Source organism: Variovorax sp. 05T418 (assembly GCF_056396385.1).
This window is the reverse complement of sequence record NZ_JBFTLJ010000002.1, coordinates 458,144-470,193: the sequence shown is the minus strand read 5'-3', so window position 1 is coordinate 470,193 and position 12,050 is coordinate 458,144. Positions and strand designations below refer to the sequence as shown.

General features: G+C 67.8%; 12 protein-coding genes. 5 read left to right on the top strand and 7 right to left on the bottom strand.

The genetic code is table 11. The features are described from left to right. Positions 1-44 precede the first annotated feature (44 nt). Entirely contained in the window at positions 45-1,748 is a 1,704-nt protein-coding gene (locus AC1DMS_RS05535) for an electron transfer flavoprotein-ubiquinone oxidoreductase (RefSeq protein ID WP_062366697.1), read from the bottom strand. A 118-nt stretch (positions 1,749-1,866) separates the two neighbouring features. On the opposite strand from AC1DMS_RS05535, the gene AC1DMS_RS05530 reads away from it, so the two are divergent. Both AC1DMS_RS05530 and AC1DMS_RS05525 read left to right on the top strand, forming a co-directional pair. Next, on the top strand, positions 1,867-2,649 hold the full coding sequence (locus AC1DMS_RS05530; protein WP_478180775.1) for an SDR family oxidoreductase: 783 nt from the start codon (positions 1,867-1,869) through the stop codon (positions 2,647-2,649). Positions 2,650-2,670: 21 nt separating this feature from the next. Then, positions 2,671-3,093, top strand: coding sequence for an acyl-CoA thioesterase (locus tag AC1DMS_RS05525; RefSeq protein WP_012748385.1), 423 nt, complete (start codon positions 2,671-2,673; stop codon positions 3,091-3,093). Between the two features lie 9 nt (positions 3,094-3,102). Here the strand turns inward: AC1DMS_RS05525 and AC1DMS_RS05520 are convergent, their stop codons facing one another. Both AC1DMS_RS05520 and AC1DMS_RS05515 read right to left on the bottom strand, forming a co-directional pair. Then, complete coding sequence (locus AC1DMS_RS05520) at positions 3,103-4,455, bottom strand: sensor histidine kinase (RefSeq protein ID WP_478180774.1); 1,353 nt, start codon at positions 4,453-4,455, stop codon at positions 3,103-3,105. Continuing rightward, on the bottom strand, positions 4,452-5,126 hold the full coding sequence (locus AC1DMS_RS05515; protein ID WP_012748383.1) for a winged helix-turn-helix domain-containing protein: 675 nt from the start codon (positions 5,124-5,126) through the stop codon (positions 4,452-4,454). The genes AC1DMS_RS05520 and AC1DMS_RS05515 overlap by 4 nt, the downstream gene beginning before the upstream one ends. A gap of 157 nt (positions 5,127-5,283) precedes the next feature. On the opposite strand from AC1DMS_RS05515, the gene AC1DMS_RS05510 reads away from it, so the two are divergent. From AC1DMS_RS05510 to AC1DMS_RS05500, 3 genes are read left to right on the top strand one after another with little or no spacing between them, the layout of a single operon-like run. Then, positions 5,284-6,012 carry a phosphatase PAP2 family protein gene (locus AC1DMS_RS05510; RefSeq protein ID WP_012748382.1) on the top strand — a complete coding sequence of 243 codons (729 nt, stop codon included), beginning with the start codon at positions 5,284-5,286 and terminating at the stop codon, positions 6,010-6,012. Further along, the gene (locus AC1DMS_RS05505) at positions 5,999-6,568 is read left to right on the top strand and encodes a phosphatase PAP2 family protein (protein ID WP_478180773.1); all 570 of its coding nucleotides are present in this window, start codon (positions 5,999-6,001) and stop codon (positions 6,566-6,568) included. The genes AC1DMS_RS05510 and AC1DMS_RS05505 overlap by 14 nt, the downstream gene beginning before the upstream one ends. 57 nt (positions 6,569-6,625) lie before the next feature. Next, positions 6,626-8,377 (top strand): phosphoethanolamine transferase, encoded by a 1,752-nt coding sequence (locus tag AC1DMS_RS05500; protein WP_478180772.1) that lies wholly within the window; start codon positions 6,626-6,628, stop codon positions 8,375-8,377. Between the two features lie 4 nt (positions 8,378-8,381). Here the strand turns inward: AC1DMS_RS05500 and AC1DMS_RS05495 are convergent, their stop codons facing one another. From AC1DMS_RS05495 to AC1DMS_RS05480, 4 genes are all read right to left on the bottom strand, one after another. Beyond that, entirely contained in the window at positions 8,382-8,960 is a 579-nt protein-coding gene (locus AC1DMS_RS05495; protein WP_478180771.1) for a peroxidase-related enzyme, read from the bottom strand. 62 nt (positions 8,961-9,022) lie between these two features. Further along, positions 9,023-10,291 carry an HAD family hydrolase gene (locus tag AC1DMS_RS05490; protein WP_478180770.1) on the bottom strand — a complete coding sequence of 423 codons (1,269 nt, stop codon included), beginning with the start codon at positions 10,289-10,291 and terminating at the stop codon, positions 9,023-9,025. Between the two features lie 104 nt (positions 10,292-10,395). Further along, positions 10,396-11,658 carry a type II toxin-antitoxin system HipA family toxin gene (locus AC1DMS_RS05485; RefSeq protein ID WP_478180769.1) on the bottom strand — a complete coding sequence of 421 codons (1,263 nt, stop codon included), beginning with the start codon at positions 11,656-11,658 and terminating at the stop codon, positions 10,396-10,398. After that, complete coding sequence (locus tag AC1DMS_RS05480) at positions 11,648-11,992, bottom strand: helix-turn-helix domain-containing protein (RefSeq protein ID WP_278876003.1); 345 nt, start codon at positions 11,990-11,992, stop codon at positions 11,648-11,650. Before AC1DMS_RS05480 ends, AC1DMS_RS05485 begins: the two co-directional genes overlap by 11 nt. Positions 11,993-12,050 lie beyond the last annotated feature (58 nt).

Below are 12,050 nucleotides of genomic sequence, written 5' to 3'. Positions count from 1 at the left end.
TGAACAACAGCGCCCCGAACAACAGCGCCAAAAACGAGAGAGAGCTACATCCCCACGTAGTTAGGCCCGCCGCCCCCTTCAGGCGTGACCCACACGATGTTCTGCGTCGGATCCTTGATGTCGCAGGTCTTGCAGTGCACGCAGTTCTGCGCGTTGATCTGCAGGCGCTCCTTGCCGGCGTTGGCTTCGTCGGGCACGAACTCGTACACGCCGGCCGGGCAGTAGCGGCTTTCGGGGCCCGCGAACTTCGACAGGTTGATGTTCACCGGCACCGACGCATCCTTGAGCGTCAGGTGTGCAGGCTGCTGCTCCTCGTGGTTGGTGTTGCTGATGAACACGCTCGAGAGGCGGTCGAAGGTCAGCTTGCCGTCCGGCTTCGGATAGGCGATGGGCTTGCACTCCGCCGCCGGCTTGAGGTACAGGTGGTCCGGCTTGTTGCGGCGCAGGGTCCATGGAATGTGGCCCTTGAGAAGCCACTGCTCGATGCCGTTCATGAAGGTGGCAATGCCCAGCCCCTTCTTGAACCAGGCCTTGAAGTTGCGTGACTTGTTCAGTTCCGCGTGGAGCCAGCTCTTCTCGAACGCCGCCGGGTAGGCCGTGAGCTCGTCGTGCTGGCGGCCGGCCTGCACCGCGACGAAGGCCGCTTCGGCGGCCAGCATGCCGGTCTTGATGGCGGCGTGGCTGCCCTTGATGCGGCTCACGTTCAGGTAGCCGGCCTCGCAGCCGACCAGCGCGCCGCCCGGGAACACCGTCTTGGGCAGCGACGTCAGGCCGCCGGCCGTGATGGCGCGCGCGCCGTAGCCGATGCGCTTGGCCGGCTTGATGCCCTGGGCCTCGTCGCCTTCGAGGTACCAGCGGATGTTGGGGTGCAGCTTCCAGCGCTGCATTTCCTCGAACGGGCTCAGGTAGGGGTTGCTGTAGTCCAGGCCCGTGATGAAGCCCATGGAGATCTTGTTGTCTTCCATGTGATAGAGGAAGGCGCCGCCGTAGGTGTCGCTCTTCATCGGCCAGCCGGCGGTGTGCAGCACGAAGCCGGGCTGGTGGCGCTTGGGGTCGACTTCCCACACTTCCTTCACGCCCAGGCCGTAGGTCTGCGGGTCCTTGCCCTCGTCGAGCTTGAATCTGGCGATCAGCTGGCGGCCCAGGTGGCCGCGGGCGCCTTCGGCAAACACCGTGTACTTGCCCAGGAGCTCCATGCCGAGCTGGAAGTTCTCGGTGGGTTCGCCGTCCTTGCCCACGCCCATGTTGCCGGTGGCCACGCCACGCACCGAGCCGTTCTCGTTGTAGAGCACTTCGGCCGCCGGAAAGCCCGGGAAGATCTCCACGCCCAGGTTCTCGGCCTGCTGCGCCAGCCACTTGGTGAAGGCGCCCAGGCTGATGATGTAGTTGCCGTGGTTCTGGAAGCAGGCCGGAAGGAACAGGTTGGGCGTGCGCAGGCCCGATTTTTCGCCGAGGAACACCATGGCGTCGTCGGTCACGGGCTGGTTCAGCGGGGCGCCCAGCTCCTTCCAGTCGGGCAGCAGCTCGTTGAGCGCGCGCGGGTCCATGATGGCGCCCGAGAGAATGTGCGCGCCGGGCTCGGAGCCCTTCTCGAGCACCACCACCGAGATTTCCTTGTCGTGCTGGGCCGCCAGCTGCTTGAGCCGGATGGCGGTCGAGAGGCCGGCCGGGCCGCCGCCGACGACCACCACGTCATATTCCATGGATTCGCGGGGGCCGAACTGGGCGAGGATTTCGTCGTGGGTCATGTGGGGTCTCGTCGATAATGATTTGAGGCTCGGACGCTTCGAGGGCGCGAAACATTTTATGTGGAGTGCCGGGCGTCGCCTCGGCGACTCGGCAACCGCTCAACAGGACCCCCTTCCCATGGCTTACAGCATCGATCTTTCGGGCCGCGTGGCCTTCATCACCGGCGCTTCCAGCGGGCTGGGCGCGCAGTTTGCCAAGACGCTGGCGCGCGCCGGCGCCGCGGTGGTGCTCGCGAGCCGCCGGCTCGAGAAACTGAAGGAGCTGCGCGCCCGCATCGAGGGCGAGGGCGGCGACGCGCATGCGGTCGAGCTCGACGTCACCGACATCGACAGCATCAAGGCCGCGGTGGCGCGCGCCGAAACCGAGGTCGGCCCCATCGACATCCTGGTCAACAACTCGGGCGTGAGCACCACCCAGCGCCTTTCGGACGTCACGCCGGACGACTACGACTACATCTTCGACACCAACGTGAAGGGCTCCTTCTTCGTCGCACAGGAGGTGGGCAAGCGCATGCTGGCGCGTGCCGACGGTTCGGCGCCGGGCACCTACATCGGCGGGCGCATCATCAACATCGCCTCGGTGGCGGCGCTCAAGGTGCTGCCGCAGATCGGCACCTACTGCATGAGCAAGGCCGCGGTGGTGCAGATGACCAAAGCCATGGCGCTCGAATGGGGCCGCTTCGGCATCAACGTGAACGCGCTGTGCCCGGGCTACATCGCGACCGAGCTCAACGAGGACCACTGGGCCTCCGAAGGCGGCGCCAAGCTCGTGAGCATGCTGCCGCGCAAGCGCGTGGGCAAGCCCGAAGACCTGGACGGCCTGATCGTGCTGCTGGCCAGCGGCCAGAGCCATTTCGTGAACGGCGCGGTCATTGCGGCCGACGACGGGTTCGCGCTCTGATCCCCTCCATCAAAGCCACCGATGAGAATCGAAATCCCCGAGAAGAAAAAGTTCGTGTTCGAGATGTCCATCCCCATCCGCTGGGGCGACATGGACGCCATGGGGCACCTGAACAACGGCACCTATTTCCGCTACCTCGAAACCGCGCGCATCGACTGGATCCGTTCGCTCGGCATCGAGCCCGCGCCGGGCGGCGAGGGCATGGTGATCGTCAACGCCTTCTGCAATTTCTACCGGCAGATCGAATACCCCGGCGACGTGCTGCTCAAGATGTACGTGAGCGACCCGGCGCGCACCACCTTCGAGAGCTGGGCCACCATGGCGCGGGCCGAGGCGCCCGAGGTGATCTGCGCGGCCGGCGGGGCGACCACGATCTGGGTCGATTTTCCGAAGCAGAAGGCGCTGCCCTTGCCCGACTGGCTGCGCGCGGTGGTGAGCGAGTAGGGCGCGCAGCTACGCCGACCGCAGCACGATGCGCGCCTCGAAGCCATGGGCCGCACCCGGCGGCGGCGATGCCAGCTCGAGCCTGGCGCCGTGCTTCTCGACGATGGTGCCCACGATCGACAGCCCCAGGCCGTAGCCTGCCCGATCGGAGCTGTGGCGCACGTGGCGCTGCTGCAGCGTGGCGAGCTGTTCGGCGCTGACGCCCGCGCCGAAGTCGCGCACCGCGAGCGTGCAGGGCGCCATGACCTCGATCACCACGCGGCCGTTGCCGCCGTAGCGCAGCGCGTTTTCCACCAGGTTGCGCAGCGCGATCGCCAGCGCGTCGACGTCGCCCGAGGCAATGGGCGCGGCGTCCTCGGGCACCTTGAGCGCGAGCCGCTCGCTGATCTGCGGGTCGTTCCAGAAGTCCTGCGCCACGGCGCCGGCCAGCTGCACCAGGTCGACCGGCGCGCGCGCGAGCGATGCGGCCGATTCCGCGCGCGAGAGCTGCAGCAGCTTCTCGGCGCGGTGGCTGAGCAGCTGCAGCGCATCGAGCGCCGCCTGCACGTCGTTGCGCCGCAGGTCGTGCTCGAGCGCGGTCTGCAGCCGCAGCCGCGCCGCGGCCAGCGGGGTTCTGAGCTCGTGCGCCGCGTTGGCGGCCAGCGCGCGTTCGACGTCGAGCGAATGCGACAGCCGCTCCAGCAGGCTGTTGACGTGGTCGCCGACCGAGCGCAGCTCGCGCGGCAGGCCGGGCAGCGTGATGGGGCGCAGGTCGGAGCCGCTGCGCTTCTCGATCTCGCCCGCGAGCTGCTGCAGCACGCGCAGCTCGTTGCGCGCCACCTTGCGCAGCACCAGCGCCAGCAGCGGCAGCACGGCACCGAGCGGAATGATCAGCCCGAACAGCGTGCGGTTCAGCGCCGAGCGCCGCTCGTCCAGCGGATCGGCCACCTGGAAGTAAAGGCCCAGCGTGGGATGCCGCACCGTATAGATGCGCCAGGTCTGGTTGTTGGCGAAGCCGGGAGCCAGCGGAACGTCGAAGGCGCCGTCGGGCGCCTCGGCCGAGCGCAGCAGCACGTGCTCGTGGATGTCCACCACCTGGTACATCACGGCGTCCTCGGAGAACAGCTGCTTGGGCGCGATCACCGGCGTGTCCGGCGTGGCGCCTGAATGCTGCATCTTGCCGAATTCCTGCAGCGCCATGTCGAACATGCGGTGCGAGACCTCGACCAGTTCGTTGTCGAAGTTGTGGTTGATCTCGCGGTCCACATACCAGACCACGGCCAGCACGCACAGCATCCACACGCCGCCGACCCAGAGGATCAGGGTGCGCGTCAGGCGGCCGGCCAGCGTGTCGGGGCCGTCCTTCGGAAGCGCCGCGTTCATTCGTCGTCGCCCGACGAGGTCGACAGCCGGTAGCCGAGGCCGCGCAGTGTCTGGATGTGGTTCTTGCCCAGCTTGCGCCGCAGGCGGCTGATGAACACTTCGAGCGTGTTGCTGTCGGCCTCGTCGCCGAAGCCGTAGAGCGCGTCGGCCAGGTTCTCGCGGGTGTGGATGCGCTCGGGCCGCGTGGCCATCACGCGCAGCAGGGCCCATTCCTTCTGCGTGAGGACGACCGGGTTGCCGTCCTTGCGGACCCGGTCGTGCGCCAGGTCGATCTCCAGCGTGCCCAGGTGCAGCACCGGCGAGCTGCCGGCGCTGCGCCGCCGCTCCACGGCGCGCAGCCGCGCCAGCAGCTCGGCCGGGTCGTAGGGCTTGATGAGGTAGTCGTCGGCGCCGGCGTCGAGGCCGCGGATGCGGTCGGTGACCTGGTCGCGCGCCGTCAGCACGATGACGATCGGCGGCTCGCGCAGCGCGCGCACCTGGGGCAGCAGCGACAGGCCGTCGCCGTCGCCCAGGTGCAGGTCGAGCAGCACGGCGGCGTACTGCACCGAAAGCAGGGCGCTGCGCGCATCGGCGAGGCTGGGCGCCACGTCGACCACGAAAGCCTTTGCAACCAGGTAGCTGCAGACGGCGTCTGCCAACGCACTGTCATCTTCGACGAGCAATATGCGCACGCGATGGGGTCTTTCCAGAAAAAAACGCAGTCTAGCGCCGACCGTGCGGCCGGACCGCGGCCGTCAGTTCCCGTTCAGGGCCGCTTCAGGCTCGGTTCAGGCCAGGCACGTAGGCTAAAGGGGTTTCAGGCTTGCCGGCTTCTCTCCCCCTCTGTCCATGACGCGTGTCCCGAATCCTCCGAATCCCTCGAACCTTCGCCTGGGCGTGCTGACCCTCCTTGCATTGGCGCTGCTGCTCGCGTGGGACGCTACAGGCGGCGACCTCGCCCTGGCGCGCCTCGCGGGCACGCCCATGGGCTTTCCGTGGCGCGAGAACGCCTTCCTGGTGCATGTGATGCACGAGGGCGCGAAGGACCTGAGCTGGCTGTTCGTGATCGCGCTGTTCGCCGGCATCCGCTGGCCGCTCGGCATCCTGCGCCGGCTGCCGGTTCGCGCCCGGGCCCAATTGGCATTCACGGTGCTGCTCTCGGTCCTCGCCGTCAGCCTGCTCAAGCATGCGAGCCACACGAGCTGCCCCTGGGACCTGAAGGAGTTCGGCGGTGTGGCCAGCCACGTGTCGCATTGGGCATGGAAGGTCTATGACGGCGGCGCGGGCGGGTGCTTCCCGGCGGGCCATGCCTCGGCGGCCTTTGCCTACGCCGGCGGCTATTTCGTGCTGCGCCGGGTGTCGCCGCGTGCCGCGGTCCTCTGGCTTTGCGCGTCGCTGGCCGCGGGACTGCTGCTCGGCCTGTCGCAGCAGCTGCGGGGCGCGCACTACATGAGCCACACGCTCTGGACCGCCTGGATCTGCTGGGTGGCGGGCTTTGCCATCGACCTGGTCGTCGCACCCCGCGCTTCGCGGCTGGCCGCAACCGAACCTGCCGCCGTGTTGCATGCAGGGCCTTGATGTCGCCCTGTTCGCGCTGATCAACGCCAGTGCCGCGGCGCCGGCGTGGAGCATCCATTTCGCTCGCTTCGCGTCCGACGTGCTGCCGGCGCTGCTGGCCGCCGCGATCATCGGCGCCGCGGTGGTCGACCGCCGCCTGCGCTATGCCTGCTTCACCGCGCTGGTCAGTGTGCTGGCGGTCTGGATCTTCGTGAACGTGTTCCGCTCGGCCATGCCGTTCCAGCGGCCCGCCTTCTATGGGCTGGGAATCCAGTGGGCGCCGCAAGGCGCGCGGCCGGGTTTCCCGAGCCTGCATGCCGCCTGCACCTTCGCGGCGGCGTTCTCGCTGTGGTGCCTGCCGTGGCGCGCGCCCATGCTGGCGGCGCTGGCGTTGGCCGCGGTGGTCGGGTGGAGCCGCGTGTTCCTGGGGCTGCACTTTCCGTTCGACGTGGTCGCGGGGGTGATGCTGGCCGCCCTGGTGTCGATCGTGGTGGAGCGCGGCGTGAGCCGGCCGCTCAACCTGGCGCTCAGGGCCTTCATGCGGCCCCGCTTGAGGGCGAGGCGGGCGCGAACCTGAACGCTGGCTGAACGCGCAATTCAGGCTGGCTTCAGTTGCGCTTTCTACAGTCGGTAGATGTCATTTTCAAGAATCGAACCCACGCCGGGACGGGACGTGGGTGCGCTGGCGGCCGGCGCCTCCTTCCTGGCGCCTGCACGCGCGCTGTGGGCGCGCATCGACCTGTGGCTGGCGCGGCCCCGCTCGGCGCAGCGCGTGGTCGTCTGGCTTGCCCTCTACCTTGCCGTGGCCGCCAACTGGCCGCTCTGGAACGAGCTCGCGCGCATCGGCGGCGCACCCAGCACCTACCTGCCCACGAGCGCCGCCATGGGAGTGCTCATGGTGTGCGCCACGGTGGCGCTGCTGTCCTTCACGGCCTGGTCGCGCTGGATGAAGCCCTTGTGGTTCGCGGTGGTGCTGCTGGCGGCCTTCGTGCAGCACTACATGATCGAGTACCGCGTGGTGATGGACCCGACCATGATCGCCAACGTGCTGCAGACCGACCCGAACGAGGCGCGCGACCTCATGAGCTGGCGCATGGCCTACCACGTGCTGCTGGTGGCGCTGCTGCCTGCGTTGGCGCTCTGGCGCGCGCGCATCATGCCGATGCGCTTTTTCTCCAAGCTCTGGCGCAACGTGGCGCTGCTGCTGCTGGCGGTGGCGCTCGCCCTGGTGGCCGCGGTGTCGATGAACCGGCAGCTCGCGCCGCTGATGCGCAACAACGTCCACCTGCGCTACATGATGAACCCGGTTGCAAGCCTCTATTCGGCCGGCTCGGTGGTCATCAAGCCGATGTTCAAGCGCAGCCGCAAGCTGATTCCCATCACGGCCGGAACGGCGCTGGGCGCGAGCTACGCGGGCCAGGCGCGGCCGCCGATGTTCGTGCTGGTGGTGGGCGAAACGGCGCGGGCCGACCACTTCGGCCTCAACGGCTATGCGCGCAACACCACGCCCGAGCTGGCGGCGCGCGGCGTGCTGAGCTATCGCGATGTGCATTCGTGCGGCACCAACACACTGGCTTCGGTGCCGTGCATGTTCTCGCCGCTGGGCAAGCAGGGCTACGAATCGCGCAGCGACGACTATGAAAACCTGGTCGACGTGCTGCAGGCCGCCGGGCTGGCGGTGCTGTGGCTCGACAACCAGGCCGGATGCAAGGACGTGTGCACGCGCATTCCCAACGCCTCCGCCTTCGACAGCCTCACGCCCGCGCAGAAGAGCGCGCTGTGCGACGGCGAGGAATGCCTGGACGACGTCATGCTCAAGGGGCTGGACGAGCGCATTGCCGCGCTGCCCGCCGAGCGCCGCGCCAAGGGCGTGGTGCTGGTCATGCACCAGATGGGCAGCCACGGGCCGGCCTACTACAAGCGCTCCGCGCCGGAGATCAAGCGCTTCCTGCCCGAGTGCAAGACCAATGCGCTGGCCGAATGCGGCCATGCGGAGCTGCAGAACGTCTACGACAACTCGATTGCGCAGACCGATCATTTCCTGGGCCAGACCATCGACTGGCTCAAGGCGCAGTCCGGCCAGTACGACCCGGCCCTGCTCTACGTGAGCGACCATGGCGAATCGCTCGGCGAATACGGCCTGTTCCTGCACGGCGTGCCCTACAGCTTCGCACCCGAGGCGCAGAAGCACGTGCCCATGGTCACCTGGTTCAGCCCCGGCATGAACGAGCGCCGCAGGCTGTCGCGCTCGTGCATGGAAGCGGGACTCGATGCGCCGCTCACGCACGACAACCTCTACCACACGGTGCTGGGGCTGATGGACGTGAGCAATCCCACCTACAAGCCCGGCCTGGACGCGCTCGCATCCTGCCGAGGCAAGGCCTGAGGCGCTACTTCTTCTCGCGCGGCAGCCGCCCCATCAGGAAGAACTCGGTGTTCGGCTGCATGCCGCTGAAGCTCGCGAGGCGGTTGCTCAGGCCGAAGAAGGCGGTGATGGAGGCGATGTCCCAGATGTCCTCGTCGTCGAAGCCGTGGGCATGCAGCGCGGCGAAATCGGCGTCCTCGACTTCATACGAGCGTTCGCAGACCTTCATCGCAAAGTCGAGCATGGCGCGCTGGCGCGGCGTGATGTCGGCCTTGCGGTAATTCACCGCCACCTGGTCGGCCACCAGCGGCTTCTTCTCGTAGATGCGTAGCAGCGCGCCGTGCGCCACCACGCAGTAGAGGCACCGGTTGGCCGCGCTGGTGGTGGTGACGATCATCTCGCGGTCGCCCTTGGTGAGCGAGCCTTCCTCCTTCAGCATCAGCGCGTCGTGGTAGGCGAAGAAGGCGCGCCACTCGGCCGGGCGGCGCGCCAGCGCGAGGAACACATTGGGCACGAAGCCGGCTTTTTCCTGCACCGCGAGGATCGCGGTGCGGATGTCTTCCGGCAGGTCTTCGAGCTCGGCGAGGGGGTAGCGGTCGGCCATGTTCTGTCTCCTGGTTGGCAATGCCAGGATCATAGGCAACTGCCCGCCGCCCGGGCTCGCGCCTACTTCAATGCCTTGCCTTGGGCTGCGCCGAGAGGCGTGTGCAGCTGCGAAGCCACCCACTGGCCGGTGTTGTCGTCGCGGCCCTGCAGCAGGTAGCGCGTGTCGGGCTTGCCGTAGTTCTGCACCGCCATGGCCGAGAACTTGCCGATGTCGGTCTTGGGGTCGCGCAGCCGGTTCACGATCAGCACCTTCTTCGTGTCGGCAAAGTCGGCCATCATGTTCTGGTCGCCCTCGCTGTCGCCCGCAATGAAGCTCGGGCCGTAGCCGTACTTGCTGACCAGGAAGCGCTGGATGTTCTTCGTCTTGCCGGGGCCCTGCGTCTGGTCGTAGCCGCGCCGGTACTCGGGCTGGATCACGCCGTTGGCGTCGCGCTCCAGCTCCATCGCCAGCACGCGCTCGGGCGGGTTGTTGTAGCCGAAGGCGGGGTTCGAGGAAATCTCCTTGATCACGTCGACGAAGGAGGCCGAGCACACCCACACGTCGAAGCCCGCGTTGCGGAAGGCGGCATACAGCTCCTGCATCTCGGGCTGCAGCCGCAGGCCATTTTTCCAGCTGACCGAGACCACGCCCGCTTGGCCCGGCAGTGCGGCCGGCGAGGTCCATTTCACCTTGGCCACTGGTTCCTTCAGCTGCCAGGCCACCGTGGCGGCCGTGAGCTTGCGCACCTGGGCTTCGGTCATGCCGACGAAGAGGTAGGTCACCCAGGGGTAGGCGGTGTCGTGGTCGAAGGTGTCGCCGATGGCTTCGTACAGGTAGCGTACCTTGGTGGTGAAGGCGACGTAGTGCGGGCTCAGCTTCACCGCGGCCAGCGGCTGGCTGCCCTTGAGGCCGCTGTAGTTCTGGTAGAGCCAGGTGTAGCTGGCCACGATGTCGGGCACCACGCGGTCGATGCTGACCGGCTGGCCGGCCGCATTGTTGAAGGCCGGCAGGAAGTCCTTCTTCGGGATGTTCTTGCGCAGCGCCACTTCGAGCTGCGCGGGCGTGGCGCCGAAGACCAGGTTCTCGAGCTGGTAGATCAGCGAGGCTTCCTCGATGTCCAGGAACACGCTGGTGTTGTCCCAGTCGAAGACCACGTAGGGCGCCCGGGCGGCGCTGTAGCCCGGGCTCGACTTGCCGAGGCTGGCGATCAGGCCTTCGATCTGTGCCCGGTTGAAGGCGTCCCAGCGGCCGGGCGAGAGCGTCGTGGATGCAGAGGGGGCCAGGCTCGCGCAGCCCGTGGCGGCGAGTGCGGCGGCGAGCGGCGTGAGAAGAATCAGGCGGCGTTGCATGGAGTTCCTGTTGTTGTGCGGCGTTGATGGAAGGCCGAGCGTAGAGAACGCTCGTGACACTTCGACAAAGGCCTACGCATCAGCCATGCCAGCCGGGGGCCGGTTCACAGGCCCTGGGCACGGATGCGGTCGTACTGCTGTTCGATGAAGGCCGCCACGCGGCGCACGAGCTCGCGGTTGCCGCCGGACGCTTCGACGCTGGCCGCGGCCTGCACCGAAACGGTTTCTTCGGTCCGGCGGATGATGCGGTCCGCCTCTGCCGCCGACAGGCCGAAGTGGGGCGCCGCGGCACGCGCCAGCGCAAGGCTCGATGCATGCTGCCCCGGCAGGATGGCAAGCTCCTGGTAGCCCGTATGGCCGCCCAGCTGCATGACGAGATCGAAGGCAGGCGCCAGGCGCCAGAGGCCGTCGCCCTGCCGCAGGGCGCCATGGTTCTTGACGTGGTCGTCGCTGTTGCCCACGGCCAGGTTGAACACCAGGCGGCGAAACAGCTCGGTCAGGTCTTCTTGCGGCCGCGCCGAGATGCGCCGCAGCAGCTGCGCGAGTTCGACATAGCTGCCGCGGCTGGATTCATAAGGCACGTCGAGCAGTGCCGAGGCCGACAGGTAGTGATGGCGCTGCTCGTCGTTCACGGGGCCGGTGCGATCGAAGCGCTCCACCAGCAACGCGTGGCCGAACGCCAGGGGCTGCAGCAGGAAGGCAGGCACGCGGATGCCGCAGGCGCTGGCCAGCCACAGGGTGGCGGCCTCGATCACCTCCACGTCGTGGTCGTCGCCGCGCGAGGAAAACTTGGCGATGTAGCGCCGTCCTTCATGCGCAAAGGCCGCCTTGGGGCGCGCGCCGCCCAAGCTGCCGCCGCGCAGCAGCAGGTGCATGTCGGGCCCGATCTCCATGCCTTCCTCGACACGGCGCGAGGCTTCGGCAAGCTCCTCCAGCGACCAGAGCATGGAGGGCGGTTCTTCGCTCTGGATGGGCAATGCCTCGGCGAACACCATCGCGCCGATGCGGTCCTCGTTGGTCAGCAGCAGCGCGTCGATGTCCGACAGGGGCTTGCCGTGGCGGATCTCGAGCACCTTGCGCCCCCAGCTGTCGGGCAGGGCGTCGCGCAGCGTGAGCGGCATGGCGCCACCCTCGCGGATGCGCCGCTCCGGCAATGTGAATGCGGCATCGCGCAGCGGCAGTTGCTCGGGGTTGAGCGGCAGGGCCGCGGGGTCCTGGAGGTAGCGCCGGCCATAGGCGAATTCGCCCGATTCCACGACGCCGCGGCGAACGAGCTTCATCAGGCCGGCCGGCTGCACCTCGTCGCCCGTATGGCGCGCGAGCCCGACGTAGATGCGCCGTTCGTCCCCGGCCTCGTCAGAAGTCACGCTCGTCCTCCGCGATCACCCCGGCGGGCCCGCGCGCTGCGGACCTGCGGACGCGGCGCCTGGCGGCCAGGCCCGCGGGTGCGGGAGCCAACACGTCGAGCGAATCGATCTCGCCGAACAGCCACAGCGCGTGGGCCAGCAAGCCGATGCTGGTGGCGGGCTTGCCCGATTCGAGCGAGCGCAGGGTGGTGGGCGAGCACAGCAGGCGCTCGGCCATTTCCGCGATCGTCCAGCCGCGATGCACCCGGTGCGCACGAAGGCGCAGACCGAGATTCCTCAGGGGCTCAGCGGTCTGCTGGGGCAGGGCGGAAAGGCTGTTGCTGCTTCTTGGCATCAATAAAATGGCTATTAAGCGAATTAATAACCATTGTATTGACTATTTTTTGTCACCG

Bases quoted from the DNA above. Each gene is read 5' to 3' on its own strand.
- AC1DMS_RS05520 (WP_478180774.1), bottom strand. From the start codon at position 4,455: ATGAACGCGGCGCTTCCGAAGGACGGCCCCGACACGCTGGCCGGCCGC.
- AC1DMS_RS05535 (WP_062366697.1), bottom strand. From the start codon at position 1,748: ATGACCCACGACGAAATCCTCGCCCAGTTCGGCCCCCGCGAATCCATG.
- AC1DMS_RS05490 (WP_478180770.1), bottom strand. From the start codon at position 10,291: ATGCAACGCCGCCTGATTCTTCTCACGCCGCTCGCCGCCGCACTCGCC.
- AC1DMS_RS05480 (WP_278876003.1), bottom strand. From the start codon at position 11,992: ATGCCAAGAAGCAGCAACAGCCTTTCCGCCCTGCCCCAGCAGACCGCT.
- AC1DMS_RS05505 (WP_478180773.1), top strand. From the start codon at position 5,999: ATGCAGGGCCTTGATGTCGCCCTGTTCGCGCTGATCAACGCCAGTGCC.
- AC1DMS_RS05500 (WP_478180772.1), top strand. From the start codon at position 6,626: ATGTCATTTTCAAGAATCGAACCCACGCCGGGACGGGACGTGGGTGCG.
- AC1DMS_RS05530 (WP_478180775.1), top strand. From the start codon at position 1,867: ATGGCTTACAGCATCGATCTTTCGGGCCGCGTGGCCTTCATCACCGGC.
- AC1DMS_RS05495 (WP_478180771.1), bottom strand. From the start codon at position 8,960: ATGGCCGACCGCTACCCCCTCGCCGAGCTCGAAGACCTGCCGGAAGAC.
- AC1DMS_RS05510 (WP_012748382.1), top strand. From the start codon at position 5,284: ATGACGCGTGTCCCGAATCCTCCGAATCCCTCGAACCTTCGCCTGGGC.
- AC1DMS_RS05525 (WP_012748385.1), top strand. From the start codon at position 2,671: ATGAGAATCGAAATCCCCGAGAAGAAAAAGTTCGTGTTCGAGATGTCC.